A 26,482-nucleotide genomic window follows, 5' to 3' on the forward strand; every position below is an offset into this window, starting at 1 on the left:
AAGATATCTTTTTGACACTATGATAGACACGCACTGCCACCTTGACCTTTTGAAGAAGGAAGACTTGGAGGAAACCCTCCAGGACAAGGGATTGGAGTATCTTATAACGGTAGGATACGATAAGAAAACCATAAAAAACGCCATAAGGCTCTCTGAGGAAAACCCTCATGTCTTTTGTGCGATAGGCTTTCATCCCCATGAGGCGGACAAGGTAAAGGAAGAAGACCTACTGTGGCTAAAGGAGACTGCACAAAAATATCCAAAGGTGAAAGCTCTCGGAGAGATGGGTCTGGATTTTTATAAGGACTACTCTGATAGAAAAAAACAAGAAGAGGTCTTTAGAAAACAGATAGCCATAGCCAAGGAGCTTGGACTTCCCATTGTGGTACACTCAAGGGAGGCAGAAAGGGAAACGGTAAGTATCTTGAGAGAAGAAAAGGCATACGAAGTGAGTGGCGTAATGCACTGTTTTACTGGCTCTTACGAATTTATGAAAGCCTGTCTTGACTTGGGCTTTTATATATCCTACTCTGGCATAATTACCTACCCCAACGCTCAAAACCTCAGAGAAGTGGTAAAGAGAACGCCTACCTACAGACTGCTTATTGAAACGGATGCACCCTTCTTGGCACCACAGCCTGTGCGGGGCAAACCCAACAAGCCATCCTACATACGCTACACCGCAGAGGCTATGTCACAACTTATCCCCAACAGCTCCTTTGAAGACATAGAGAGGATGACCTCAGAAAACGCCAAACTTCTCTTTAACCTCTCCACCAACGGTCATAAGGAGACCATAACCTATGTAATAAACAACAAGCTATATATAAACCTTACCAACAAGTGCAATCTCCATTGTGAGTTTTGTCAAAGGGAAAGGGAGAGAAACTTTATGGTAAAGGGCTATTGGGTTTGGGTATCCAGAGACCCCTCTGTGGAAGAGGTGATAAGGGAAATAGGAGACCCTACGAAATACGAAGAGATAGTCTTCTGTGGATACGGCGAGCCTACTTTGAGGTTTTCTGCTCTCAAGGAAATAGCCAAGTGGGTAAAGGAGAAAGGTGGTAAGGTGCGTGTAGATACCAACGGGCTCATGTTTACCTTCCTTCCAAAGGAAAAGCTAAGAGAATTAAAGGGTCTTGTGGATGTGTGGTCGGTGAGCCTTAACGCACAGGACAAGGAAACCTATAACAAAGTCTGCAGACCTGCACAAGGAGATGCCTTTGAAAAGGTTGTGGAGTTTATAAAAGAAGCTGTCAAGGAAGGCTTTGAAGTGGTTGCCACCGCCGTGGACTACGAGGGCGTGGATATGAAAAAAACCGAAGAGCTTGCAAGTTCTCTTGGGGCAAGGTTCCGAGGCAGGATTTACGAGTCCGTGGGTTAAGCAGGGCTTATAGATTCTATAAGCACATCTGATAAACTAAAACCACAAGAACCATGCTAAAATTAGGGAAAGGAGGGTCAGTATGATTGATGCGGATATTCTCCTGCTGGCTATAGTCAACATGGCAGAGGGTGTAAAAAACCTCATAGGAGACAAGGGGGCAAAGGCGGTTATGCGCGATGCGGGCAAGCAGGCAGGACCCAAACTCTTAGAGAGCCTAATAGGGCATTTCCCCGAGACACTGCCCAAAGAAGAAGCTCTCAGACGGGCATGCATAATCCTTGAGGATCTGGGCTTTTCCAAATCCATAAGGATGGAAGATGGAAAGGTTATAGCAGAAGAGGACATCTTTACCGACGCCATAGTGGGCGAAGACCTTATCAATTCGCCTGTGGTCTACTTCTTTGCTGGACTTATAGAAGGCTTTGTTTCCTTTATGAGCGACCAAAAGGTGGTTCTTGTTCCAGAGGAGGTCCAAAGGGGTAAAATAGTATACAGGTATGCATGATAAATATAGAAAACTTTACCCTTAACCACAAACTCTTTTTCCTTATAAACCACAATAGGCATCCCCTTCTTGATGTTTTCTACAGGCACTTTTACCTTCTTGGAAAGGGTTGGTTTGGGGCTTTTGTGGGGATTGTGCTTTTTGTCTTGCATGACCCCCGCTTTGTGAAATACCTTCTTGCCATGCTATTGCAGGCTCTTGTGGTAAAAGCTCTTAAGTATAGTATAAGGGCAAAAAGACCTTCTGCAGTTCTTGAAAAGGTCTACCTTCTTGAAAGGCTTAGGCTAAAGTCCTTCCCTTCTGGAGACTCCGCCATGTCTATGACTATAGCCTTGTGTCTCTTAAAAGGTTCTCCTCACCTTCTTAAGCCTGTGTTGTTAGCCTATCCTATACTTATAGGCTATGGTAGGGTCTATATGGGTGCTCATTTTCCCTTGGATGTGGTTGTTGGCTGGGCTATAGGTGTGGTATGTTTCCTTTTAGTCTGCGTTGGGTTTTAACCCTTTCTCTTTTCTTTTTCCTCTTTGGCAGTTGGGTCTTGTCCTTTACCTCCCTTGACGAAGGCAGGAACGTGGACTCAGTCCAAAATATGCTTAGGAGCAAAGACTTTGTCTCTCCAGTTTATAACTGTGAGTGGAGGTTTGAAAAACCACCCATGCTCTACTGGCTCATATCCCTTGGCTCCTACCTTTTTGGACTTAATGAGTTTTCCGCAAGGCTTATCTCTGGACTTTCCGCAGTGGGTTTAGTCTTGCTTACCTACCTTATAGCCGGGGATTTTTTCTCGAAGGACATAGCCATAAAGTCCGCATTTGTCCTTATTACCTTTCCTCACCTTTGGCTTGAGTCGAGGGCTGTTGTTCCAGAGATGCTAAACACCTTCTTTGCCCTACTTGGTCTTTATGCTTTTTTGAAGGAGAGGTTTACCCTTGGCTGGCTTGCCTTGGCTTTTGCCTTTCTTACAAAGGGTCCTGTGGGTGTGGTGCTTTCTGTGGGTGCGTATCTTCTCTGGAAGAGAAGGCTTGACTTTATAAAACCCACTGGTCTTTTGCTTTTTATTCTTGTAGGCTTTTCGTGGTATGCCCTTATGCTTTTTCAACATGGCTACGAATACTTTTATAGGTTCTTTATCTACGAAAACCTAATGCGATATACAGGACAAAGGTCTACACATCCTGCACCCTTTTATTACTACCTTCTTGTCCTTTTGGTGGCTACCCTCTGGTATGTGCCTTTGTATCCAAAGCTAATAAGGCATTTCAAAAGAGAATGGCTCCCTCTCTTACTCTGGGCTTTCCTCGTTATCCTTTTCTTTAGCCTTGCAAAAAACAAACTACATCACTATATACTCTTTTCCTACCCATCCATAGCCATAATGCTGTCTTATTTGGTAAGTGAGCGGTATCTAAAGGTGGTTCTGGGACTTTCCACTGTCTCAATACTCTTGCTTACCCTTGGCTTGCATCTTTATGAAAAGGAAAGGTTTACACCCAAAGCCTACCCTGTAGTAAAAGCCTATAAGGGAGATGTTTACTTCTATAGGGCGGAAGATTCTGCCCTTGTTTTCTACTCTGGCAGGTGCATAAAAAAACTTGAAGACCCCAATAGGGCAGAGGGGCTTGTCATAACAAAGGAGAAATACCTTAAGGAATTTAGTGAATGCTTACTCCTTCAGAAGGGTAGGGAGTTTGACGGCGTATATGTATTGTTAGACTGCACTTTTGGTCTAAAATAAACTACTATGGAGAAGAAATACGGAGAGAAAGCCATAGAAGAGGCTCAGCTTGAGCCTTGGGAAAACCCCACACCAGAGAGAAACTATATGATAGAGATAACCTTTCCTGAGTTTTCTTGTCTTTGTCCTCGCTCTGGGTATCCAGACTATGCCACCATAAGGATAAGGTATATTCCAGATAAATACATTGTGGAGCTTAGGTCCCTAAAGCTCTGGCTTAACAAGTTTAGAAACCGCTACATATCGCACGAGCAGGCTACTAACGAGATATACACTGCCCTGTATGAGACGCTAAAACCTAGATTTCTTGAGGTGATTGGTGACTTCAATCCGAGGGGTAATGTGCATACGGTTATAAAGGTCAGGAGCGATGAGAATTACGGATAAGCTCCTTCAACCTTTTGAGGGTCCTGTAGCCCTCTTTTATCTCATCGGGGTAGACTCTGTAAGGAGAGTATTTGTGCCTTTGGTATATGGAAAGAATAAACTTTACATGGTTATATAGCTCTGTGTTCCTGCAGGCGGATATGATCTCTTCTGGTAGAGCCTTGCTGTGGACAAGCCCTTCCCTGTGGAGAAGCTCTCTTGTTTTCACATAGAGGTTCTCTGGCGTTTTTCTCAAACCTTTAAAAAGGTAAAAGCATAGGTATAGTGCCAGAGCAACAAGGAGAAGCTGAAGGACTTGAAGGAACCTCCTTCTGAGGTTTTCTGGGCTAAGTTCTGCCCTTACCCCTTCTCCTATGCTTCTAAAGAGCTTGAGCTGTTTTTCCGAGGAATAGCCCACAATGTTGGAATACCAGAAGCTCACGATGGAGTCTCTTATTAGGGAAAGGGTGGAGATTTCCTTTACCGCCGGGGATGTGTAGGGTGGGGTGGTATCTACTCGTAACCAATGCCCCTTTACATAAGCCTCTACCCATACATGTGCCATAGAATTGGTCACTATGTGGTAGCCTCCGTAGGGGTTCCAAAGGGCTCCTTTATAGCCTCCCACTACCCTAGCAGGCACGCCCATAAGCCTCAGAAGTAGTGCGGTGGCGCTGGCATAGTATTCGCAGTTGCCCTTTTTTGAAACAAAGACAAAGTAATCCAAGGGGTCGCCTTCGTATTTTTCCAACTTTAAGCTGTAGCTGTAGCCCTTTGAAAAATGCTCCACAACCCTTCGGAGCTTCTCCACATCATCCCTTGTACCCTTGGCCAGGTCCTCCGCAAACTTCTTGAGGTTAGGACTTATATCCGGTGGGACCTGCAGGTAATCCTGTAGGTCTTCCCACAACCATAGGCTCTTTGAAGAGCTTACCTTTAACCTTATGGCTCTATTTATCTCTCTGTCAAGGCGTAAGGTGTTGCCCGTGGTCATATAGGCGTTTGCGGATATGCCTTCCACATTTAGGACTCTGTAAGGGTAGTCAAGAGCGGGTATTATATTATCGTAAGAGGGCTCTATCACAAGGGTATACACTATATCTCCGCTACCTGCGGGCATATGGAAGGGCTCTTCTTTCACCCTCACCCATGTGTTTTTCGCATAGCTCCCGAAGACTACCGCCCTCCAGTAAGGGTCTTTTATACTTTGGGGCAGTCCGTAGGCTCTGAGGACTACCGTGTTGTCCTCCTGTATTTCTCCCACTTTGCCGAGGCTTACGCTCTCCGCAAGACCAGTTTTTAGTCCACTGCCTCTGGATATGAGGTCAAAAAGAGGAGTTTGTGTTCTTGGAAGAAGAAAGAAAAAGGGAAGGGTAAAAACCGCAACTAAGAGAAAGAGTAGAAAGCTCACCAATATGTAATGCTTATAAATTGAAAGCTCAAGCCTCTTATCTCCCGCAGTCCTGTATAGATTAAGAAACACAAGAGAAGAAACACCTAAAAGACTATGCAGGATAAAAACAAAAAGAAAGCTAAGGCTAAGGTTATAGGCGGTAGATATGGAAACTGCAAAAAGGCTAAGTAGAAGTATCTGGTATAGGTCTCTGGGCTTTTTCTCCTCAAGGCTCTTTATAGAAAGAAGCAAAAGAACTACATGAGAAAAGGGCTTGAGAAGGTCTTCAAGGCTGAGAAAGGACAGAAAATATAAGGTCAAGGCAACGCCAAAAAGGTTTAGAAATAGCCTCCTTACGGGATATATAGCCTTTATGTCCATAGGCACACCCACAAAGTAAAGGGCTAAAAAGCCAAGAAAATATACCGCATCCGCCACATTCCACAAGGACAGTATACCCACAAGGGAAGTAAGACGCACAAGGGTTATGGTTGTTAGGCGAGAGCTACTTAGATATTTTTCTAACATACTCCCTGACCTCTTCCTTGTATCTTGGATGTGCGTATATTCTGTAAAGTCTTATATCTTCCAAGGAGGCGACAATAGGAGATACTTCTCTCAAACTAAGTAGTTCATGCCCGTCCCATATAGGTATGTCTTCGTCCAGCACCCTTTTGCTTGCTCGGTCAAACCTCAAAAGGTCATCCTCATACTTTTCCAAAAGTCTTTCTTTTACCACTTCAAACAATTCCTTTGATGAGGTGGAAAAGACCTGTCTGAAATGCTCCCTTCCCAACACCCTTCTTACCTTCTCCTCCATGTGCCTGTCTAACATGAAATGAAGTATGTGTTGGTCTGTTTTCCTGTAAAGTTCTTCTGGCTTTAAGAGACCTCTTTCCACAAAGTCCTGCACCACATCCTCTAAATGTATGTTGAGTATGCGCACCACCTTGTGGAAATAGACCTGAGAATACATAAAATACCTTCCAAGAATAAAGCTCTCCAAGGCTCTGAGTGCACTTATATGGACGCACTTTTTACCCTCTATAAAAAGCATATTCTCCAAAAGCCTACGGTAGTCAAAAAAGCCATAGGAAGTTCCGCAAAAATAGGCATCTCTCCTGAGATAGTCCATCCTGTCCGCACCGAATTCTCCAGTGATTATTTTTGGCAGGCTACTGCCCTTTCTAAAGGCAAGCTCCACAATAAGCTCAATATCCTCAAGAGAGTATCCACAATTTTTTAGTATGTCCGCAATACCCTCTTCAAAAAGCACCCTCTCTCCTATGGATTCGTGGCTTTTGTCTCCAAGGAGGACCTCTGTGGTATGAGAAAAAGGTGTGTGTCCAATATCGTGCAAAAGACCCGCCAATCTCACTATTCTGTAGAGCTTTTCATCTTTGAGCCCAAGGCTATTGTAAATTCTTCCTGCGAGCTCCATAGTTCCCAAGGAGTGTTCAAACCTGCTATGCTGTGCGGAGGGAAATACCAGATAGGCTATGCCCAACTGACTTATGAATCTTAGCCTTTGGAGAGGGTAGCTGTCTATTATTCTTATTTCGCAATCATCGGCTTTTATCAGCTCATGTATGGGGTCTGAAAACTCTTTGAACATATATCCCCCTCAAAGAAATACTTGTCCTTATCCTTGCGGAAAACTCTATTTATCATATCCCCAAACTTGTTAAAAATTCTTCTAAGCCAATTCCCTCTCTTCTTCTTTTGGTTTATAAACTCTATCCTTAGGGGGCTTATACTTTTCCCCACCTCTGCCCTTCTGAGAAGGGTCTCAAGATCTCTTTTGAGTTTATAGAGGTTAAACCCGTAGTATACATCTCCGAGTTTTTGTGCTTCCTGAAGAATGTCCCTTATTTCCCTAACAATTTCTCTTCCCTGACCCAAATAGACTCCTGCAAGTCTATAAAGCAGGTTGAAGTATTTCCTTTCTGCTGGGTATCTTTCTACGCAGAGTTCACAATAACTTCTCAACTCTTCATAAATGCCTTCGTTGAACATCATGGTGGATATCACTACCGCATCCTGAGCGGTCAAATGCTTCCTGTAGAGCATGGTTCTGCTGAGTATGTTCCAGAGTTTTAGCACCTTTTGGCTTATGCTCTCAAAGACATTAAGGTATTCGCTCCTTAGGCTTATAAAGTGTATGCTACCTTCCTCTACCCTGTATATGTCCTTGCCCATGTATATATTCCCATAAAGGTCAGATACCACAAAGAGGTTCATTTCTACTAACACATCCTTCCAGTAGTTCCGTGCATTTCTGAAGTTCCTGTAAGCACAGGAGAGAAACTTCTCAAGCTCCACATAGGGGTTTCCTTCCCTCCTTACAAGCTGTGAGTAGCACATTAGATAAAAGACCATCTCCTTCTTTGAGGGGTCGTCCAGCACCTCAAGCACCAGGTTGCTAAGGGGGTCTCTTTCCTTTATTTCCAGCATACTTATAATATAAGCCCAAGGCAATAGAAGTTTTATGATATTATGTTAAGCAAAGGGTAAGAGCCTCTAAAGATGAGTAGGACTGGAAAATACCTTGAACTTGTCAAGTTTGAGCATACCATTTTTGCACTACCTTTTGCTCTTGCGAGCGTAGTTCTGTTGTATGAGCAGATACCTTCCCTCTGGAGGCTTTTCTGGGTCCTTCTTGCCTTTATTAGTGCAAGAACCGTAGGTATGGCACTTAACAGGCTTATAGACCTTCCTATAGACAGGCTAAACCCAAGAACGAGCCAATGGGTTCATGCAAGGGGTGAGGTTTCAGAAAAGGACATAAAAAGGCTCATACTTATCTCCTCTGGGCTCTTTCTCCTTTCGTCCCTTATGATAAACCTCTATGCCTTCTTGCTTGCTCCTGTGGTGCTTCTTCTTCTGTGGCTGTATCCCTACGGCAAGAGGATAACCTACTATCCCCATCTCCTACTGGGAGCGGTCTACTTTCTCATCCCCTTAGCCATAGATATTTCCTTCAACGAGCATGTGTCCTTTAACGCCATAATTCTTGGCTTTGCAATGGCTTCCTGGGTTGCTGGCTTTGATATTTTGTATGCCCTTCAGGACTACCAGTTTGACCGTGAGCAGGGTCTTAAGTCCATACCTGTCAAGTTTGGGATAGAGGGGGCTTTGTGGATTGCAAGGCTTTTTCACTTTATTACCTTCCTTGCCCTCCTTATACTGCTCTTCAGGGTTGACTTTCTTGGTTTTGCGTATCTTCTTGGTCTTTTGGGCATTGCCATGTTTCTCTACTACGAGCATAGTTTAATAAAGCCCTACGACCTTTCCAAGATAAACAAAGCCTTCTTTACTGTAAACGGATACATAAGCGTGGTCTTCTTTTTTGTGGTGCTTTTAGATAGGATACTTTAGCTTGCCTGTTCTATAACTTCCTTGGGTATGTCAAAGTTGGCTATCACCTCTTTTACATCGTCAAGGTCTTCAAGGGCATCAAGCAGTTTGATTATCCTTTTTGCGGTCTCTACATCTTGGACCTGAACAAGGGTGTTTGGTTTGTAAGCTATTTCTGCCCTCTCCACCTGAAGACCCATGGACTCAAGGGCTTCCTTCACCGAGTAGAGGTCTTCGGGCTTTGTGTATAGGGTATAGGCAAGCTCTCCCACCTCCACATCCTCCGCACCTGCCTCTATAGCCTTTTCGTATATTTCATCCTCGCTTATGCCCTCCTTTGGCACCTCTATAACACCCATCCTGTCAAAGAGGAAAGAGACACACCCAGAAGAGCCCAGGTTTCCACCGTGTTTGGAAAGCACATGCCTGACCTCAGAGGTAGTTCTGTTTCTGTTGTCTGTATAGGTAAGTATCATAAGTGCTACACCCCCAGGTGCATAGCCCTCGTAGAGCACTTCCTCGTAGTTCTCTCCAGCCAACTCTCCCGTGCCCTTTTTAATGGCTCTCTCTATGGTGTCTGTGGGCATATTGACCTTTCTAGCATTTTCTATAGCTGTCCTCAGTCTTGGGTTTGTGTCTGGGTTTGGTCCACCTTCTCTAACTGCGACGGTTATCTCTCTTATTATCTTTGTAAATATCTTGCCCCTTTGTGCGTCAATCTTTGCCTTTTTGTGCTTTATCTGAGCCCAATGACTGTGTCCTGCCATGGTAGATATATTATAGCTTCAATCCGTGAAGTGTGGTATAATAAACCCACCCACAAAAAGCAGGAGGTAAAAAATGGACCTGGAACAAAGGATAAAGGAGATAATAGCTGACCAGCTCGGTGTTGAAGTAGACAAGCTAAACCCCAGTGCAAAGTTTGTGGAGGACCTTGGTGCGGATTCTTTGGATGTGGTGGAGCTTGTTATGGCTTTTGAGGAGGAGTTTGGCATTGAAATACCAGACGAGGATGCGGAGAAGATAAGAACCGTGGGTGATGTTATAGACTATCTCAAGGAGAGAGTGAAGGGCTGATGCGTCGTGTGGTGGTGACCGGTCTTGGGGCTGTAACCCCCATAGGGACCGGAGTGCAGAAGTTTTGGGAAAATCTCATAGCAGGTGTTAGTGGTATAGACATCATAAAAAGGTTTGACCCTGTTGAGATAGGGCTGTCCGTTCATATAGCGGGTGAGGTAAAGGACTTTGAGCCCGAGAGGTATTTTGACAAGAAGGATGCCCAGAAAGTTTCTGACTTTATAAAGTTTGCGGTGGCTGCTTCAGAAGAGGCAATAAGGGACAGCGGGCTATTGGAGAGCAAAGTAGACCCCTACAGGGTGGGGGTGATAATAGGCACGGGTATAGGTGGGCTAAGGGACATAGAAGAACAGCAGAAGGTCCTTATGGAAAAGGGTCCCAGAAGGGTGTCTCCCTTTTTTATACCCTACGGCATTTCCAACATGGCAAGCGGGCTAGTTGCGATAAGGTTTGGTTTTAAGGGACCCAACTACTGCGTAGTGTCCGCCTGTGCTACTGGAAACCACGCTATAGGGGATGCCATGAGGCTCATCCAAAGGGGCGACATAGATGTGGCCATAGCAGGGGGGTGTGAAAGTGCCATAACACCCCTTGGTGTGGCAGGCTTTGCCTCAATGAGGGCTCTTTCTACAAGAAATGACGAACCCCAAAAGGCCTCAAGACCTTTTGACAGGGACAGGGATGGCTTTGTGATGGGTGAAGGGGCTGGCATTTTGGTTTTGGAAGAATACGAGCATGCCAAGGCAAGGGGTGCAAAGATATACGCAGAGCTTGTGGGTTATGGTGCCACAGATGATGCTTACCACATAACTGCTCCCTGTGCGGATGGTGAGGGTGCATATATGTGTATGAAACTTGCTTTGGAAGATGCAGGCATAAGACCAGAGGATGTGGACTACATAAACGCTCATGGAACATCTACGCCTCTAAACGATAAGTCTGAAACCCTTGCCATAAAGAGGCTCTTTGGAGAGCATGCCTATAGGCTCAAGATAAGCTCAAACAAGTCTATGATAGGGCATCTTTTGGGTGCGGCGGGTGCAGTGGAAGCGGTGGCGACGGTGAAAACTATAGAAACGGGCATAATTCCTCCTACCATAAACCTTGAAAACCCAGACCCCGAGTGCGACCTTGACTATGTGCCAAACAAGGCAGTAGAGTCTCCTGTCAGGTATGCCCTGTCCAACTCCTTTGGCTTTGGTGGAACAAATGCCTGCCTTATCTTCAAAAAGCCTTGATGAGCTTCAGCAAAGGCTTGGCTATAGCTTTAATAACCCAGAACTTCTTATACAAGCCCTCACCCATAAATCCTACGCAGGAGAGCATGGTCTAAAAAGTTATGAGACCCTTGAGTTTCTTGGAGACTCCCTTATAAACTTCTTCGTGGTGGACATCCTGCTTTCTGAGTTTCCCTCCGCTTCTGAGGGAGAGCTTGCCATGATGAAATCCTACTTTGTAAGCGAAGACTACCTGCATGAGCTGGCAGAGGAGCTATCCCTTGACATGTATATACTCTACGGCGGAAGAAGAAAAAACAGCTATGTGAGCTCTTCCCTTATGGCAGATACCTTTGAAGCTCTGTGGGCTGCAGTGTATCTGGACTGTGGAAGGTCTGCAGATTTTGTAAAAGAACTCTTTAGCAAGCTATACAGAGAAAGGCTTGTGTCTGCGGTCAAAAACAAGGACTATAAAAGGGATTACAAAACCCTTCTCCAAGAGGAGACCCAAAAAAGATGGAAAGAAAGACCTATCTACCGTGTGGTAAGCGTAGAAGGTCCCCATCATAGCAGGGTCTTTGAGGTGGAATGCAATATAAGGGAGTTTAGGGCTACTGCGAAGGGAAAGAGTAAAAAGTCTGCACAACAACTCGCAGCAAAAAAGGTCCTTGAACTTATTCTGTCTTCTGAAGGCTGAGTTCGTTGAGCTTTTTGTTAAACTCAAGACTTTGTCTTATTACTTCTTTATAAACTCTGAAGGGTGTAAGTATCGCAAACATCTTTGGGCTCTCCTCTGCAATAAGCAGGATCTCTTCGAATATAGTAATTATCAATTCCAGCTTGGAGTTTATGGAGTTTACTGCGTCGAGCCTTTCTATTTCTCTACCCAACTCCTCTGGGAGCGTAGAAAGAAAGGTTATGTCAAAGTTAAAAACCTCATATATGTCGTATATATGGTCTATAACTTCTGATATTTTGGCTAAAAGGTCTGCCTCAACCTTGAGAACTATATCCCTGTATCTCATGTATTCCTCTTCAGAAAGACAAGCCTCTGCAAGAATGCTCAGTTCCTCCACATCAGCTTTTATTTCTCTGAGAATGCCTTCTAACATCTGAATGTTGAGCCTTATTAGTCTGTCCTGCACCATCAGTGCACCTAAGATTGCGGATTTCTCCATCTATGTCCTCCACATAAAGTATTCCTCTGCTCCTTAGCTCCTCTCGAAACTCTTCTATTAAAATATAGCCCTGTTTGGTTAAGATTTCTTTAACCTTTGAGTTTATCCTTTCGCCGTGCTTGTCAAGGTCAAAAAGAATCACTACCTTCTCAAAACCCTCAAGAAGGTCTGGAAGGTCTGTAAGCCTTTTCCCCTCAAGGGTGAAGATGTTTTTTATACCGAGCCTCTGAAGGGCTTGCCTGTCCCTTTTGCCCTCCACGAGGACTGCACTGCTTTCAGAGACTTTTCTTAATTCCTTGAGCCACTTTTCAAGCATCCTGCCTATGATATAATTTTAAAACCGCATGGAAGTCATCACCGTCCCCATAGAAGAAGAGGTTAAGCAGTCCTACATAGACTATGCCATGTCCGTTATCGTTCTACTTTTTCTAACCTCTGGCATTATTCTGTCAGTTAACCTTGATATGGTGCTTGCAGATAGTCTTGTGCGGTAGATGTTTTCAAGGATGTCTTGGATATCTCTTGTGGATAAGCCTTTAGAGTATAGTAGGAATAGTTTGTCTTGGAGTTCTTTAAGCAGGACTTTTTCGCCTTTTGGGACGAGAGTGGGTTCAAACTCAGATAGTCTATCTCTTGGTATAGAGACTTTGATTTGACCTGAGGGGGTATTGATGGTTTTTTCGTATGAGCCATTTCTGGAGTTAGGGTTGTTGGAGCGTTTGTATTTTTCGTAGCCGAGGAATTCATCCAGCTCTGCCTGTAGCATTTTGCCTATGGTTTGAGCCATAAAGTCTTTTAGGACTTCGCTGAACTCCCTACGGTATTGCTCTACTTTTTCTTTGCTTGGCTTTTTCATGTTAACACCTCCTTACTTTATTTTTACACAATGGATGAAACAGTCCCAAATAAGGAGGTCATATGTGATAAGGCATACAAGAATTATCTGATAGAGGACATCTTGAAGGAAGAGGGCATACTGCTTACCCCCTTAAGGAGTGTAAAGGAGAGGAGATATGAAGATGAGTGGATTGAGTAGGCAAAGATGTTATACAGGAGGCTTGCGGAGAGTGTGTTTAGTGTTCTTAAAAGGTTTATCGGTATGAGACCTTATTCTGTCAGTCTGCGCAGGATTCTTGTGAAAATCTATACAGCTGTGGTTTCCCATAATCTATATAGAATGTGGAAAATGAATCTAACATAATCTTGTCTAACATAATCTTGCAATTTGCGTTGGGATAATGGGATGTGTCAAAAGCGTATAAAAGGAGTAAACAACTAAAAAATCACTTTATAAATTAACAGAAAAGTTTGAATGCACTGCTTTTGAGCAGTATCTGTTAAAAATTTGGACAACCAACATCCTAGAAATAAAAAAATCTATGAAAAATCTATGTTTGGAAAGGTGTAAAGACTGGCACTGAATTTGCAATATAAAAAGTTGGAACAAAGTTAGGAGGTATAAGTCATGAAGAAAAAAAGCAAAATGAGTACATACCGCCAAGCCAACTGTAGTCTGTCCGTGGACAGGAGAGACTTTTTAAAACTCTCGGGAGCTGCAACTGTTTTAGCTGGCGCCGCAGTGGGTAAGGCACGTGCCTCTGTTGCTCCTTCCTTACCTTATAAGAAAGTAAAGGTAGCAAACATAAGGGACATCAAAGAGGACCAACCTGTTCTCTTCAACTATCCTGATGAGTCAAGCCCTGCCATACTGGTAAAGTTAGGGAAGGAAGCCATTGGAGGCGTTGGACCGCAAAGGGATATAGTGGCCTTTTCCGCTCTTTGTACTCATCAGGGCTGTCCTATCAGCTATGAGAAGAAAAGGTTTATCTGCAGATGTCATTACAGCATGTTTGACCCAGCAAAGAATGGACAGACCTATCAAGGACACGCTTCAGAGTGGTTACCTCAGGTCATCTTAAGGTTTGAACCTACTACGGGAGACATATACGCGGAAGGCATTGAAGGGCTTGTTTGGGGTAGGTCAAAGAACATCATCAAATAAAAGGAGGTGAAAACATGGCTCTGTTTGCAAGAAAAGACCAATTACCAATACCGCCAAAGGATGCAGAAAAGCGTACTACAGTCTGCCAATATTGCAACGTAGGCTGTGGTTATGATGTTTATGTCTGGCCTGTAGGTAAGAATGGTGGAGCAAAACCCAACGAAAATGCCTTAGGTGTAGACTTTACAAAGCAGCAACCTGCGTTGGCAGGGCAGGCAATTGTGGAAAACATGCACTCTGTAATAACTGGAAAGGATGGGAAGCAATACAACGTACTCATAATTCCCTCTAAGGATTCTCCCATAAACAGGGGGAATTATTCCATAAGAGGTGGTACCAACGCGCAGGCAACATATGCGCCCACAAAGCCTACAAGGGCAAGGCTCCACCATCCTATGATAAGGGTTGGTGATGAGTTTATGCCTATAAGCTGGGACGAGGCAATAGACCTTATAGCGAGGGTTGTAAAGGGTGTAAAGGATACCTATGGACCAGACTCTGTGGCTATGAAGATACACGACCATGGCGGTTCTGGTTCCGGCTTTGAAGACAACTGGGCTGTTGGTAAGTTCTTCTTCATAGCGGTGGGTACAAGGATGCTCTCCATTCACAACAGGCCTGCCTACAATTCAGAGGTTTGGGGTCAAAGAGAAAGAGGAGTGCACGAGCTAAACTACACCTATGAGGATGCAAGGCTTGCAGATACCATAGTTCTTTGGGGGGCAAATTCTTTTGAGACAGCTTCTGTCTTCTACACGGAGCATATGCTTGCCAACTTCCAAGGAGCTACAGAAGAAGAGAAGAAAAAGGAGTATTTAAAGGGAGAGCCTATAGAGCCTGCAAGGATGATCATAGTAGACCCAAGGAGGACTGCAAGCCTTACAGTAGCAGAAAGCATAGATAAAAGCAGGGTGCTCCATCTTCGTCCAAACCTTGGAACAGACTATGTTTTAGCTAACGCCATAGCAAGAGCAGTTTGGGAAAAGGGCTGGCATGATAAAGAGTTTATACAAAGGAGGACAGACCTAAAAACCTTTGAAGAATACAAGAAAAAATCCCTAATGCTTGATGTTCCTTATGATGAGTTTATAAGTAGGGTAGAAAAGCTTACGGGTGTCTCAAAGGCTGATATAGAAAAGGCTGCAGAGTGGATAGCAAAGCCAAAGTCTGGGGGTTTTAGAAGAAGGACGCTTATCATATATGAAAAGGGTGTAATATGGGGTTATAAGAACTATGATACCATAGCAGCCATAGCTCAGCTAGCCGCCCTTACAGGAAACTATGGAAAGCCGGGGACAGGTTGTGGCAGGCAGGGTGGACATCAGGAAGGCTATGTAAGACCTCACAGCTCATCAAGGGCAAAGCTTGTAGGTTCCATATACGCAGGAGGGCCACCTCCTAACATAGATGAGTATGTTAAGAACGACCTAAAAGCCAAGGTTTACTTTGTATCTGGAACAGACCCATACCTTTCCACGCCAAACGCCCAAGAGTACAAAAAGAGGGTGCACGAGAGAACCCTTGCTTTAACCAAGTATCTTTCAGAGTACAGCGGGTTTGCTGGAGAGCCTGCAGGTTCAGAAGAGAGAGCAAAGCGTATACTGGAAGGCCTTAGCAAGACAGATGGACTTTTCCTTGTAGTTATAAACATGTATGAAACAGAGGTTGGTAGAGATGCCCATGTTATCTTACCAGCCGCAGGATGGGGTGAAACGCCTACCACCTATATAAATTGCAACAGCAGGCTTCTTAGGATAGCAGACCAGTTTATGGAACCACCGGGCGATGCAAAGCCAGACTGGTGGATATGGGGTAGGATAGCCACAAGGATGAAAGAGCTCTACGAAGCTGAAGGAAACCATGAGGAAGCAAAGTACTGCTCTGGTATGGATTGGAAGACTGCAGAGGAGGTCTTTTTGGATGGTGCTAACGAGTTCCCTAACAATAGAGTGCCAGAAGAAGATGAGGCAATGCTTCCTGCAGAATGCTATAAGGGTGTTACTTACGAGTACCTAAGGAAGGTAGGACAGAAGGGTATACAGGTTCCTGTAAGGATAGACCCAAAGACAGGTCAGCTTGTTGGCACAAAGAGAAGGTATGTTCATAGATTCGGAACTCCTGATGGTAAGTTCAAATGGTATGGCACAGACCCATGGGAACCCGACCCTAAGAAGTTCTATCCACCTCAGATTACCAAGTACTTTAAGAACGGTAACGAGAGGCGGTTTCCCTTCTGGTTTACCAACGGAAGGACGCAGATTATCTGGCAGACTGGTTACAACGATAGGTACTTACCGGAGAAGGTTTACACCTTACCCATGCCTTACGTAGAGATAAACCCTGTTGATGCGGAAAGGCTCGGTGTAAAAAGCGGTGACCTGGTAGAAGTGTATAACCTGGAAGGCAATGTAGTAGCTCTTGTACTCGTGAACGACGCACCCCCTCCAGGAACAGTATTTGGTCTTATGTACAGATGGAGAGAGTCTTTGAACCACCTTACAACCAGCTATACAGACCCCAAAACCACCATACCATGGTACAAGGCTTCAAGGGTTGGCATAAGGAAACTAAAGGGCAGTCTGGAAAGCGTTCTCAAGAATACCTCCTTGCTACCCAATAATAGCTTCATTTAATAGGAATGGGGGGAACTTCCCCCCATCCTTAAATATAGTAATTATCAATTCCAGCTTGGAGTTTATGGAGTTTACTGCGTCGAGCCTTTCTATTTCTCTACCCAACTCCTCTGGGAGCGTAGAAAGAAAGGTTATGTCAAAGTTAAAAACCTCATATATGTCGTATATATGGTCTATAACTTCTGATATTTTGGCTAAAAGGTCTGCCTCAACCTTGAGAACTACTTCCTTGTATATCTTGTATTCTTCCTCAGAGAGACAAGCCTCTGCAAGAATGCTCAGTTCCTACACATCAGCTTTTATTTCTCTGAGAATGCCTTCTAACATCTGAATGTTGAGCCTTATTAGTCTATCCTGCACCATCAGTGCACCTAAGATTGCGAATCTCTCCATCTATGTCCTCCACGTAAAGTATTCCTCTGCTCCTTAGTTCTTCTCTAAAGTCTTCTATTAAAATATAGCCCTGTTTGGTTAAGATTTCTTTAACCTTTGAGTTTATCCTTTCGCCGTGCTTGTCAAGGTCAAAAAGAAGCACTACCTTCTCAAAACCCTCAAGAAGGTCTGGAAGGTCTGTAAGCCTTTTCCCCTCAAGGGTGAAGATGTTTTTTATACCGAGCCTCTGAAGGGCTTGCCTGTCCCTTTTGCCCTCCACGAGGACTGCACTGCTTTCAGAGACTTTTCTTAATTCCTTGAGCCACTCTTCAAGCATCCTGCCTATGATATAATTTTAAAACCGCATGGAAGTCATCACCGTCCCCATAGAAGAAGAGGTCAAGCAATCCTACATAGACTATGCCATGTCCGTTATTGTGGGCAGGGCTATCCCTGATGTTAGGGATGGTCTAAAGCCTGTCCAAAGAAGAATACTCTACGCTATGCACGATATGGGTCTATACCCAGAAAAGGCTTTTGTCAAAAGTGCCAGGATTGTGGGTGCGGTGCTTGGATATTACCACCCTCATGGAGACCAAGCGGTATACGAAGCTCTTGTGCGTATGGCACAGGACTTTAACATGAACTATCCTTTGGTGATAGGTCAAGGGAACTTTGGTTCTGTGGACGGAGACCCACCCGCGGCTATGAGGTATACGGAGGCAAAGCTCTCCAAGTATGCGGTAAAGCTCTTAGAGGACATAGACAAAAACACGGTGGACTTTGTGCCAAACTTTGACGGCTCTACCCTTGAGCCATCGGTATTACCCTCTAAGTTTCCAAATCTTCTTTGCAATGGCACAAGCGGTATAGCGGTAGGTCTTGCCACTTCCATACCCTCTCACAACCTAAGAGAGGTCTGTCAAGCTCTTATTGAGCTTGCAAAGAACCCAGACCTGACCACGGAAGAAATTATGAAATACATAAAGGGTCCAGACTTTCCCACTGGTGGGATAGTGGAGAACTACTCGGAGCTCATAGAGTTTTACGAGAAGGGCAAGGGTCAGGTGCGTATAAGGGCAAAGGCTCATGTGGAAAGGATTCAAGGGGGAAGGGAGCAGGTAGTGATAACCGAGCTTCCCTATCAGGTAAACAAGGCAGACCTTATAAAGCGTATGGCAGACCTTGCAAGGGAAGGAAAACTAAAGGAGATATCTGATATAAGGGATGAATCTGACAAGGAAGGCATAAGGATAGTGGTGGAGCTAAAGCGTGAGGCAAAGGGGGAAAAGGTCTTAGAAAAGCTATACAAGTATACCGCTCTAAGGAAGAACTTCCCTCTAAACTTTGTGGTTTTGGTAAGGGGTGAGCCAAAGCTCCTTGGCATAAAGGCACTGCTTCAAGAGTTTATGGCTCACAGGCTGGAAGTTATCCTAAGAAGGTCTAACTTTTACCTGCAAAAGGCAAAGGAAAGGCTTCATATAGTGGAAGGCTTGCTCATAGCTCTTAAAAACCTTGACAGTGTAATACAGGATATAAGAAGCTCTGCAGACACACAAGAGGCAAGGGAAAGGCTCATGAAAAACTATGGGCTATCTCACGCTCAGGCAAATGCAGTGCTTGATATGAGGCTTCAGAGGCTCACATCCTTGGAAAGGAGCAGGCTTGAGGAAGAGGAGAAGGAGCTAAGGCAGAAGATAGAGTATTATACGAAGTTGGTGGAAAGAGAAGAAGAGAGGGTAAGGGTCTTTATAGAGGAGATGCAAGAAATGTCAAAGACCTTTAGCACGCCTAGGAGAACCTTAGTTGAAGGACTTCAAGCTCCAGAAGAGGGTAGCCTCACGGTGGTGGTCTACGCAAGGGGCAGGGTGGCTCCCCTTGAGGAGATAGAAGAGGGAGAAGAAGTGGTCAACATACTGGAGGTTCCCTTTACCGATGGGCTTTTCATGGTATCCGACCGGGGAAGAGTATACTGGATAGCGGGATCTCAGGCTCTCAAGGGAAGCCTATTATCTCTAAAAGAGCCAGAGGAGAGGATAGTGGGGGCTTTTGTGCGTTCCGGCGTGGATGGAAGAATACTCCTTGCGACAGAAGGGGGCTATGTGAAGAAGATACCCCTTGTGGACTTTGAATACAAATCTCAAGGAATGCAGATAATAAAGTTTTCCGAAGAAGATGACAGAGTTGTCAAAGTAGTGCAAGCACCAGAAGAGGGGGATATTATCCTTTTTACACACAGGGGCAGGCTTTTGAGATTTCCAGTGGGTGAGGTTCCACCTGCAAGTGCAGGCTCAAGGGGTGTCCAAGGCATAAAACTTGAAAAAGAAGACAGGGTGGTAGGCATAAGGGCATTAAGGGATGCGGAGTATCTTTTGGTAATAACAGAAAATGGAGGTATAAAGAAGGTATCTCTTCAAGAAATTCCACAGAGAGGCAGGTATACCAAAGGAGTGGAAGTCTTGGGCTCTATGAGGGAAAGGCTTGTGGATGTAATACCCATAAGGGGGTCTGTGGAGCTTATGTTAGTAAGTTTTGAGGGGAAGGTTTTTTACGATAGAATTGAGGAAAAGGACTTGCCTCTTAGTAGGCTTGACCAGAGGGCAAAGAAAAGGTGGGAGCTTGGGGAAGATAGACTTGTGAGAGTGGTGGTAAAGGGGTAATTTCTGTGAAGCATAGAAAAAGTCGGAAGAAAAACAAATGTTTCCCTAACACCATAGTATATAGAGCTATGGAAATAAGCTGTAAGGATAACTTAGGTAAACAACAAAGTGTGAATACAAAAGCACTTCTAAATCGGTTAGCGGGTAGCGTAAGCATGGGAGGCGATGCGGTTAAGGAGGAGTGGGGTCTTTATACCTAAAGGAAGATTAATAAAAAGGGTTTATAATAAACAACATGGTTATAAGAGGTAGAGTGTGGAAGTTTGGAGACAATGTGGACACGGACCAGATAATACCTGCCAGATACCTAAACACCTCTGACCCTTATGAACTTGCCCAGCATGTAATGGAGGACTCGGAGCATCCAGAGTTTGCAAAGGAGCACAAGGAAGGAGATATAATAGTGGCGGGTAGAAACTTTGGCTCTGGCTCTTCAAGGGAGCATGCACCCATAGCCATAAAGTATGCTGGAGTGCCTGTGGTTATAGCCAAATCCTTTGCAAGGATATTCTTCCGTAATGCCATAAACATAGGTCTTCCTATAGTGGAAGCACCACAGGCAGTGGATGAGATAAAAGAGGGCGATGAGATAGAGGTAGACTTGGAAAAGGGTATTATAAAGAATCTGACGACCGGTAAAGAGTATACCGCCACCAAGTTTCCAGATACTTTAATGGCTATCCTAAAAGCCGGTGGTCTGATGGAGTATGCTAAGGAAAAGTTGAAAGCCAATGGATAGAGAAAGACTAAAAGCTCTAATAAGGGAAAGGTCTCTCAAGGTTGCGGACGAGCCTATATTCAAACTTTCTTCTGGAAAGCTAAGCAAGTATTATATAGACCTAAAGCAGATAACCTTTGACCCAGAAAGTGTGTATATTTTGGGTAAGGTTTTATATCAGGCTATAAAAGACCTAAAGCCTCAGGGTGTGGGAGGTCTAACCCTTGGTGCGGACCCTATAGCCTATGCGGTAAGCATGGTCTCATACCTTGAGGGAGATACCATAAAACCCTTTGTGGTCCGAAAGGAGCCAAAGGCTCACGGCACTGGAAAGCAGGTGGAAGGGCTACTAAGGGCAGGAGACAGGGTTGTGGTTTTAGAGGATGTGATAACCACAGGAGGTTCTGCTCTCAAGGCAGTCCAAGCCTGCAAAAGGGAGGGCTATGAAGTGCTTTGTGTCTATGCGGTGGTTGATAGAGAAGAGAGTGGCAGGGAAAACTTACAAAGGGAAGGTCTTGAAGTATACGCTCTTTTTAGAGTGTCTGAGCTTTTGTAAGGATGGAAAAAGAGCTAAAGGAGCTATACAGAGAAGATTTTCCTCTCTGGGCTGAGATAAACTACCAACTTCTCAAGGCAGGAAGATATCAAGAAGTTGACTGGGAAAATCTATACACAGAATTGGAAAAGCTAATCCAGAGGGAGGTGGACGAGGTAGCAAGCTATTTATCTTTACTCTTGGAAAAGCTATACATATGGGAAAACTACAAGGAGCTTATAAAAGAGCCAAAAAGACACAGAATAGAGATATATCACCTTAGAGACAGGATTGAGTTGGAGTTAGAGTTTTCGCCAAGCATGAGACAGAGGCTTGAAAGGGAACTTTATAGGGCTTGGAACTACGCAAGGGTTAGGATAAGACTTTGGCTTGAGAGCTTGGATAAGAAGTCAGAAGCTATAAGTTTTTTCTACACCTTTATAGATTGTCCCTATGACCTAACAGAAGCCCTTACGGGTAAAATAGAAGACACATGAACATACTTTTCATATCCTCTCTTCTACTTCTTGGCACTTTTCTTGGTAGCCTGCTTGCTGTCCTGCTTAAAAAGCCCTTTTTAAGCGTTGGTGTGAGCCTTTCTTTTACAGGTGGTGTTATGCTCGTTGCCAGCTTTACAAGTCTTATCTTGCCTGGGCTTGAGGTGGGTAGCTTTTTTGAGGTTGCCTTTGGCATTGTTTTAGGCTTTGTGCTTATGGCTTTGGTGGAAAGCCTTGTGCCTCACGAGCATACCATAAAGGGTATGGAAGGTATCTCTCCTCAAAGACTAAGCAGGCTATACTTGATAGTGTTTGCGGTAATTATTCACAACATACCCGAAGGCTTAAGCGTAGGTATAGCATCCGCCTACTCAGGAGAGAAAGGTTTTCAAACCGCTATAGCCATAGCCCTCCAAGATATTCCAGAAGGCTTTGTGGTGAGCTTACCTCTCATGGTGATTACAGGCAAGGTTCTTATGCCCTTGTGGGTTGGCTTTCTTAGCGGTTTTCTTGAAGCCCTCTTTTCTCTAATAGGCTATGCCTTTTTTGAGGTCTTCAAAAACCTTTTGGCGGTAGGTCTTGGTTTTGGTGGTGGTGCTATGGTATACATTACCGCAAAGGAGGTCTTCCCAGAAGCCTACGCAGAAGGCAAACACACCCAGTCCACCATAGCCTTTCTTTTGGGACTTTTGCTTATGCTCTTTCTTGATACCTCACTTTAGAGCATTTTGCACAAGCACGGGTATGAGGTGCACATTATGGCATCTGTAGCAAAACTGTCCTACCTCCGAGAGATGTTTAAAGACATTGTCTCTGTTTATCTGAGGAGCCTTGAGGGCCTTCTGGAGGTTATCAAGTGCGGTAAGATACTCCTTTCCTGCAAGGGACTCTATAGAAGCCTTTGAGGTATGACACTTGGTGCACATGGTATTGAGCTGTTTTGCCCTTTCCACAAAGTTATCGCCATGCTCCCTTGCTTTAGAAACCTCACCTTGAAGCAGAAACACCCTCAGAGACTTCATAGAATCCGATAACTTTTTCATGTAGTCCTTTGTCTTTAAGTTCTGAAGCTCTACAGGGTCTTCGAGGGTTATGTTGTCATATCTTGGAAAGTGATAGTAGAGCTTTACCACTGCTTGATTGTCCTGATGGCACTTGCTACAGGTTTGTCCAAGCTCTCTTGATGCATTTATTACCGCATCCACATTCTTTGACTGGACCGCCTTTACAAGATTGTCCGCCAGTGCTGGCTTGAAATAGTCCCTCCACTCTGGCACCATCCTTGCGGATTCTTCATAGGTTTTTTTAAGCTGGTTAGCCCACTCAAGAGCTTTATCCCACCTACCTTCGTTTATGTTTAGGTTAATTCCGTGAAAGGCTACGCTCATGGTATGCATATTGGACAGATATTCCATCCTTTGAGACTGAGGAGGGTAGTATTTTTCAAGGGACTTGGGCGGTCTTTTCATGGTTATCTGCTGTGAGAAAGAAATTCCAACAAGCAAAGCAAAGGCAAGATACAGTCTTTTCATAGCTCCACCTCCTGGGTTTATGCATAATTTTAGTAGAGCTGGGACAAATTTCAACCTTATAGGTTTATGCTTATTCCCTTAAAATTCTATACATGCATGTCCTTTTGGTAGGACTTGGCAATATGGGAAACAAATACTTTTGGAAGTTAGAGGAGCTTGGTGAGAAACTGGTTCTGTGCGATATAGACCCAAACAAGGAAAAAAAGCCTTACCCTTTCTATTGTCATTTTGGAGATATTAAAGAAGAGCTCAAGGCGGTTATAGTAGCAGTAGACCCAAAGGAGCATGTAGGCATAGCCCAAGAATTTTTAAAGAAAGGAATACCTCTTCTTCTTGAAAAGCCTCCCGCATTAAGCTCTAAGGAGTTTGACAGAATAAAAGACTACCCAAACCTGTATATCTCAGAGGTGGAAAGCTATTCGGTGTGTGTGGATTTTTTGCAAAGACCGAAGAAGTTCATAAAGATAGAGAGGTTTGGCAGAGCAAAAGGCTACATTTCGCCACTTTGGGACCTCGCTTGGCATGACCTGTATCTCCTTCAGAGAATTTCCAAAAACATAGTTCTTAGAGACCTTAGAATAGAAAAAAACATATGGACTCTTGAAGGCTACATAGATGGAGTCCCCTTTAGCCTAAGTGTCGCATGGGAGCATCCAGAGCCAAGAAGAGTGTGGAATATAGATGACAAGCTCATGCTGGACTTTGGCAACGAGAGAGTATACGAAGACCAAAGGGTGGTCAAGGAAGAAAAAAGAGACAAGCTAAAACTTATGCTACAGGACTTTTTAAGAGGCACATACGACCCACAGAGCGTAGAGAGAGCATACATAAACCTAAGAATTCTTGAGAGTCTCTCTTAGTCGTATTTTTCCTTCTTTATCTGGTTCTTATCCACTCCAAGCTCAAGAAGCATGCTTGCTATGTCTTCCACAAAGGCTGGTGGTCCACAAAGGTAGTAGAGATTTGTAGGAATATCCTCCACCTCTTTTAGTATCATCTCCACATTTATCCTTCCCGTGTATCCCTTCCAATCTGGTGGATGAGAGCGTGTAAGGGTGTGGACTACCTTTATGTTTGAGTGCTTATCCATTCTCTCTAACTCTTCTCTGTAGATTATCTCCTCATAGTGGGTGTTTGAATATAAAAGCGTAGCCTTCACGTGTTCTAACTTGGCGGAGACTATGTATCTTAGTATGCACATAAGAGGCACTATGCCACTTCCTGCACCTATAAGCACAAGGCTTGTGCCCATTTGAGGAAGCCACACAAACTTTCCATAGGGTCCCTTTAGGAGAAACTCGTCTCCTTCCTTTACCTTTTCTGTGAGATAGGTAGAGGCTCTGCCTTCTGGCACTTTCTTTATGGTTAGCTCAAGGGTCTCTTTTTGAGTGGGTGGGCTTGCAATAGAGTAAGCTCTTTTTAGCACTTGATCCTCGTAGGGGACATTCACCATCACATACTGCCCTGGGTAGAAGTCAAAGTCCACATGGCTTATGTCAAAGACCAAGGTTTTTGTGCTGGGCGTCTCGTGTATAACCCTTATAACCTCTGCGGTAAATTCCCTTATTGGCTTTTTCTCAAGCTCCATCAGACCCTCCTCAAGGCTGGAAAGAGTATAACCTCCCTTATAGAGTCCACGTCTGCCAGTATCATCACAAGCCTGTCTATACCTATGCCTTCTCCTGCGGTTGGCGGCATACCATACTCAAGGGCGGTTATAAAGTCCTCGTCCATCTGCATAGCTTCTTCGTCTCCCATCTCCTTTTCCCTTAACTGCTCCAAAAACCTCTCCCTTTGTTCAAAGGGGTCGTTTAGCTCCGTGTAGGCGTTGGCAAGCTCCTTTCCTGCCACAAAGAGCTCAAACCTCTCCACAAGGTCTGGGTCTTCTCTGTGGCTTTTGGCAAGAGGCGAGAGTATCTTTGGAAAGTCCAAGACAAAGCAAGGACCCCAAAGCTCATCCTCCACTAAAAGGTCAAAAACCTTATCTATGAGTTTGGCATGAGTTAAAGTCTCTGCCTTTGGCACTCCTATCTCCTTTGCAAGCTTTCTTAGACCCTCTAAATCTCTTAAGAAAAAGTCCTTGTCCTTGCCTGTTTTTTCCTCTAAAAGCTCAAAGTATCCATACCTTTTGTATGGTGGTGTAAAGTCAAGCTCTCTGCCTCCATAAGTTAGCTTTAGACTGCCCACCGTTGAAAGTAGAACATGCGATAAAAGCCTTTCTGTAAAGTCCATAAGGTCCTTATAGTCCCAGTAAGCGGTATAAAACTCCACCATGGTAAACTCTGGGTTGTGGGTGGTATCCACACCCTCGTTGCGGAAGTTTTTACCAAGCTCATAGACCTTGTTAAAGCCACCCACGATTAGCCTTTTGAGATAAAGCTCTGGTGCTATCCTAAGGTATAGGTTCTGCTCAAGGTAGTTGTGATAGGTTATAAAGGGCTTTGCATTAGCCCCAGAGGCTATGTGTTGAAGTATGGGAGTTTCCACCTCAAGGAAACCTTCCTTGTCTAAAAAGTTTCTTAGCTCCTTAATGACCTTGCTCCTTAATAGGAAAATCTTCCTTGCCTCTTCGTTGGCTATTAGGTCAAGGTATCTTTGGCGGTATCTTACTTCCACATCCTTTATGCCGTGCCACTTTTCTGGCATAGGGTGTAGACTTTTTGAGAGTATCTTAAAGCTCTCTACCTCTACCGTTAGCTCTCCTGTGTTTGTCCTAAAGAGCTTGCCCCTCACGCCCAATATATCTCCAGTATCCACAAGCTCCTCAAACTCCCTAAAGGATTCCTCACCCACCACATCCTTTTTGAGGTATATCTGTATCCTACCTGTAGCATCCTGCAAATGTCCAAAGATAGCCTTACCCATGCTCCTAAGGGTTATAAGCCTTCCAGCGAGGGAAACCTCTTCAAAGTTAGGGTCAAGGTCATAAAGAGGCTTTATATCTTCTATCTCAAGGGCTTGTCCCTCCCACAGAACCGCGTCATAAAGGCAAAGCTTCCCCTCATACCTACCAAGTTTTCCCATAAGGACGTATTCCTGTCCAACCTTTAGTTCTTGTTGTGTTATGGCGAGTATCTCCACGCCTTTGGAACTTGCAAGCCTTAAAAGACAGCCCTCTTCTATTTTCGAAGACCTTTTTACAACCCCTCTTAAGACAAGCTCTCTGTTTTCTGTAGGTTTTTCATACTTGTTCCTAATATCGCCTATCTGAGTGCTTATCTCAAACCTATAGGGATAAGCCTGTTTTCTCTCTGCTAATTCCCTTAACTTTTCAAGTCTTGACCCTTCCATAGAGAAAGGATTATAGCACTTTTGGAG

General features: G+C 44.3%; 29 protein-coding genes. 18 read left to right on the forward strand and 11 right to left on the reverse strand.

The window, feature by feature from the left end; genetic code table 11:
* The first annotated feature begins 19 nt into the window (after positions 1 to 19).
* From G3M65_RS06630 to queF, 5 genes are all read left to right on the forward strand, one after another.
* Entirely contained in the window at positions 20 to 1,384 is a 1,365-nt protein-coding gene (locus G3M65_RS06630; RefSeq protein WP_173833797.1) for a TatD family hydrolase, read from the forward strand.
* Between the two features lie 82 nt (positions 1,385 to 1,466).
* On the forward strand, positions 1,467 to 1,892 hold the full coding sequence (locus G3M65_RS06635) for a hypothetical protein (protein ID WP_173833798.1): 426 nt from the start codon (positions 1,467 to 1,469) through the stop codon (positions 1,890 to 1,892).
* On the forward strand, positions 1,889 to 2,392 hold the full coding sequence (locus G3M65_RS06640) for a phosphatase PAP2 family protein (RefSeq protein ID WP_173833799.1): 504 nt from the start codon (positions 1,889 to 1,891) through the stop codon (positions 2,390 to 2,392). The genes G3M65_RS06635 and G3M65_RS06640 overlap by 4 nt, the downstream gene beginning before the upstream one ends.
* Positions 2,362 to 3,627 (forward strand): ArnT family glycosyltransferase, encoded by a 1,266-nt coding sequence (locus tag G3M65_RS06645; protein WP_173833800.1) that lies wholly within the window; start codon positions 2,362 to 2,364, stop codon positions 3,625 to 3,627. Before G3M65_RS06640 ends, G3M65_RS06645 begins: the two co-directional genes overlap by 31 nt.
* Positions 3,628 to 3,633: 6 nt before the next feature.
* Positions 3,634 to 4,014, forward strand: a complete 381-nt coding sequence (gene queF / locus G3M65_RS06650; protein WP_173833801.1) for a preQ(1) synthase — start codon at positions 3,634 to 3,636, stop codon at positions 4,012 to 4,014.
* Here queF and G3M65_RS06655 read toward each other — a convergent pair.
* Genes G3M65_RS06655 through G3M65_RS06665 form a run of 3 tightly spaced genes read right to left on the reverse strand, consistent with a single transcriptional unit; the run spans position 3,989 to position 7,840 of the window.
* A complete protein-coding gene (locus G3M65_RS06655; RefSeq protein WP_173833802.1) occupies positions 3,989 to 5,914 on the reverse strand; it encodes a transglutaminase TgpA family protein in 1,926 nt (641 codons plus the stop codon). The two genes, queF and G3M65_RS06655, sit on opposite strands and share 26 nt — an antisense overlap.
* The gene (locus tag G3M65_RS06660; protein WP_173833803.1) at positions 5,892 to 7,001 is read right to left on the reverse strand and encodes an HD domain-containing protein; all 1,110 of its coding nucleotides are present in this window, start codon (positions 6,999 to 7,001) and stop codon (positions 5,892 to 5,894) included. The genes G3M65_RS06655 and G3M65_RS06660 overlap by 23 nt, the downstream gene beginning before the upstream one ends.
* A complete protein-coding gene (locus tag G3M65_RS06665) occupies positions 6,965 to 7,840 on the reverse strand; it encodes a hypothetical protein (RefSeq protein ID WP_173833804.1) in 876 nt (291 codons plus the stop codon). Before G3M65_RS06665 ends, G3M65_RS06660 begins: the two co-directional genes overlap by 37 nt.
* Positions 7,841 to 7,912: 72 nt before the next feature.
* On the opposite strand from G3M65_RS06665, the gene G3M65_RS06670 reads away from it, so the two are divergent.
* Entirely contained in the window at positions 7,913 to 8,764 is an 852-nt protein-coding gene (locus G3M65_RS06670) for a UbiA-like polyprenyltransferase (RefSeq protein WP_173833805.1), read from the forward strand.
* Here G3M65_RS06670 and G3M65_RS06675 read toward each other — a convergent pair.
* Positions 8,761 to 9,510 (reverse strand): YebC/PmpR family DNA-binding transcriptional regulator, encoded by a 750-nt coding sequence (locus G3M65_RS06675; protein ID WP_173833806.1) that lies wholly within the window; start codon positions 9,508 to 9,510, stop codon positions 8,761 to 8,763. The genes G3M65_RS06670 and G3M65_RS06675 overlap by 4 nt on opposite strands.
* Positions 9,511 to 9,583: 73 nt before the next feature.
* Between G3M65_RS06675 and acpP the strand changes: the two genes are divergently transcribed.
* The 3 genes from acpP to rnc are packed head-to-tail and all read left to right on the forward strand — an operon-like array spanning position 9,584 to position 11,734.
* Entirely contained in the window at positions 9,584 to 9,820 is a 237-nt protein-coding gene (gene acpP / locus G3M65_RS06680; RefSeq protein WP_173833807.1) for an acyl carrier protein, read from the forward strand.
* On the forward strand, positions 9,820 to 11,058 hold the full coding sequence (fabF, locus tag G3M65_RS06685; protein ID WP_173833808.1) for a beta-ketoacyl-ACP synthase II: 1,239 nt from the start codon (positions 9,820 to 9,822) through the stop codon (positions 11,056 to 11,058). Before acpP ends, fabF begins: the two co-directional genes overlap by 1 nt.
* Positions 11,030 to 11,734, forward strand: a complete 705-nt coding sequence (gene rnc, locus G3M65_RS06690; RefSeq protein ID WP_173833809.1) for a ribonuclease III — start codon at positions 11,030 to 11,032, stop codon at positions 11,732 to 11,734. The genes fabF and rnc overlap by 29 nt, the downstream gene beginning before the upstream one ends.
* Here the strand turns inward: rnc and G3M65_RS06695 are convergent.
* The 3 genes from G3M65_RS06695 to G3M65_RS06705 all read right to left on the reverse strand — a co-directional run bounded on the left by G3M65_RS06695 (position 11,712) and on the right by G3M65_RS06705 (position 13,071).
* Positions 11,712 to 12,215 carry a hypothetical protein gene (locus G3M65_RS06695; RefSeq protein ID WP_173833810.1) on the reverse strand — a complete coding sequence of 168 codons (504 nt, stop codon included), beginning with the start codon at positions 12,213 to 12,215 and terminating at the stop codon, positions 11,712 to 11,714. The genes rnc and G3M65_RS06695 overlap by 23 nt on opposite strands.
* Positions 12,115 to 12,531: a toprim domain-containing protein gene (locus G3M65_RS06700; RefSeq protein ID WP_173833811.1), complete on the reverse strand. Its 417-nt coding sequence runs from the start codon at positions 12,529 to 12,531 to the stop codon at positions 12,115 to 12,117. Before G3M65_RS06700 ends, G3M65_RS06695 begins: the two co-directional genes overlap by 101 nt.
* A gap of 81 nt (positions 12,532 to 12,612) precedes the next feature.
* A complete protein-coding gene (locus G3M65_RS06705; RefSeq protein ID WP_173833812.1) occupies positions 12,613 to 13,071 on the reverse strand; it encodes a transposase in 459 nt (152 codons plus the stop codon).
* A gap of 30 nt (positions 13,072 to 13,101) precedes the next feature.
* Here G3M65_RS06705 and G3M65_RS06710 point away from each other — a divergent pair, with 30 nt between their 5' ends.
* The 3 genes from G3M65_RS06710 to G3M65_RS06720 all read left to right on the forward strand — a co-directional run bounded on the left by G3M65_RS06710 (position 13,102) and on the right by G3M65_RS06720 (position 16,850).
* Positions 13,102 to 13,251 carry a hypothetical protein gene (locus G3M65_RS06710; RefSeq protein ID WP_173833813.1) on the forward strand — a complete coding sequence of 50 codons (150 nt, stop codon included), beginning with the start codon at positions 13,102 to 13,104 and terminating at the stop codon, positions 13,249 to 13,251.
* 429 nt (positions 13,252 to 13,680) lie between these two features.
* Positions 13,681 to 14,217, forward strand: a complete 537-nt coding sequence (locus G3M65_RS06715; protein WP_217422969.1) for an arsenate reductase (azurin) small subunit — start codon at positions 13,681 to 13,683, stop codon at positions 14,215 to 14,217.
* A gap of 14 nt (positions 14,218 to 14,231) precedes the next feature.
* Entirely contained in the window at positions 14,232 to 16,850 is a 2,619-nt protein-coding gene (locus G3M65_RS06720) for an arsenate reductase (azurin) large subunit (RefSeq protein ID WP_173833814.1), read from the forward strand.
* A gap of 349 nt (positions 16,851 to 17,199) precedes the next feature.
* Here the strand turns inward: G3M65_RS06720 and G3M65_RS06725 are convergent, their stop codons facing one another.
* The gene (locus G3M65_RS06725; protein WP_173833815.1) at positions 17,200 to 17,559 is read right to left on the reverse strand and encodes a toprim domain-containing protein; all 360 of its coding nucleotides are present in this window, start codon (positions 17,557 to 17,559) and stop codon (positions 17,200 to 17,202) included.
* A gap of 28 nt (positions 17,560 to 17,587) precedes the next feature.
* Here G3M65_RS06725 and G3M65_RS06730 point away from each other — a divergent pair, with 28 nt between their 5' ends.
* The 5 genes from G3M65_RS06730 to G3M65_RS06750 all read left to right on the forward strand — a co-directional run bounded on the left by G3M65_RS06730 (position 17,588) and on the right by G3M65_RS06750 (position 22,354).
* A complete protein-coding gene (locus tag G3M65_RS06730) occupies positions 17,588 to 19,882 on the forward strand; it encodes a DNA gyrase/topoisomerase IV subunit A (protein WP_173833816.1) in 2,295 nt (764 codons plus the stop codon).
* A 235-nt stretch (positions 19,883 to 20,117) separates the two neighbouring features.
* Positions 20,118 to 20,621, forward strand: a complete 504-nt coding sequence (gene leuD, locus G3M65_RS06735) for a 3-isopropylmalate dehydratase small subunit (protein WP_173833817.1) — start codon at positions 20,118 to 20,120, stop codon at positions 20,619 to 20,621.
* On the forward strand, positions 20,614 to 21,156 hold the full coding sequence (gene pyrE / locus G3M65_RS06740) for an orotate phosphoribosyltransferase (protein ID WP_173833818.1): 543 nt from the start codon (positions 20,614 to 20,616) through the stop codon (positions 21,154 to 21,156). Before leuD ends, pyrE begins: the two co-directional genes overlap by 8 nt.
* 2 nt (positions 21,157 to 21,158) lie before the next feature.
* Positions 21,159 to 21,632 carry a DUF29 family protein gene (locus G3M65_RS06745; RefSeq protein ID WP_173833819.1) on the forward strand — a complete coding sequence of 158 codons (474 nt, stop codon included), beginning with the start codon at positions 21,159 to 21,161 and terminating at the stop codon, positions 21,630 to 21,632.
* Positions 21,629 to 22,354, forward strand: a complete 726-nt coding sequence (locus G3M65_RS06750; protein ID WP_173833820.1) for a ZIP family metal transporter — start codon at positions 21,629 to 21,631, stop codon at positions 22,352 to 22,354. The genes G3M65_RS06745 and G3M65_RS06750 overlap by 4 nt, the downstream gene beginning before the upstream one ends.
* Here the strand turns inward: G3M65_RS06750 and G3M65_RS06755 are convergent.
* Positions 22,346 to 23,164, reverse strand: coding sequence for a hypothetical protein (locus tag G3M65_RS06755; protein ID WP_173833821.1), 819 nt, complete (start codon positions 23,162 to 23,164; stop codon positions 22,346 to 22,348). The two genes, G3M65_RS06750 and G3M65_RS06755, sit on opposite strands and share 9 nt — an antisense overlap.
* 92 nt (positions 23,165 to 23,256) lie before the next feature.
* Between G3M65_RS06755 and G3M65_RS06760 the strand changes: the two genes are divergently transcribed.
* On the forward strand, positions 23,257 to 24,024 hold the full coding sequence (locus G3M65_RS06760; protein ID WP_173833822.1) for a Gfo/Idh/MocA family oxidoreductase: 768 nt from the start codon (positions 23,257 to 23,259) through the stop codon (positions 24,022 to 24,024).
* Here the strand turns inward: G3M65_RS06760 and G3M65_RS06765 are convergent.
* Positions 24,021 to 24,752 carry a ferredoxin reductase gene (locus G3M65_RS06765; RefSeq protein WP_173833823.1) on the reverse strand — a complete coding sequence of 244 codons (732 nt, stop codon included), beginning with the start codon at positions 24,750 to 24,752 and terminating at the stop codon, positions 24,021 to 24,023. The two genes, G3M65_RS06760 and G3M65_RS06765, sit on opposite strands and share 4 nt — an antisense overlap.
* A complete protein-coding gene (gene lysS, locus G3M65_RS06770) occupies positions 24,752 to 26,455 on the reverse strand; it encodes a lysine--tRNA ligase (RefSeq protein ID WP_173833824.1) in 1,704 nt (567 codons plus the stop codon). Before lysS ends, G3M65_RS06765 begins: the two co-directional genes overlap by 1 nt.
* Positions 26,456 to 26,482 lie beyond the last annotated feature (27 nt).

It is taken from the genome of Hydrogenobacter sp. T-8 (assembly GCF_011006175.1).
In the GTDB taxonomy this organism is placed as follows: domain Bacteria; phylum Aquificota; class Aquificia; order Aquificales; family Aquificaceae; genus Pampinifervens; species Pampinifervens florentissimum.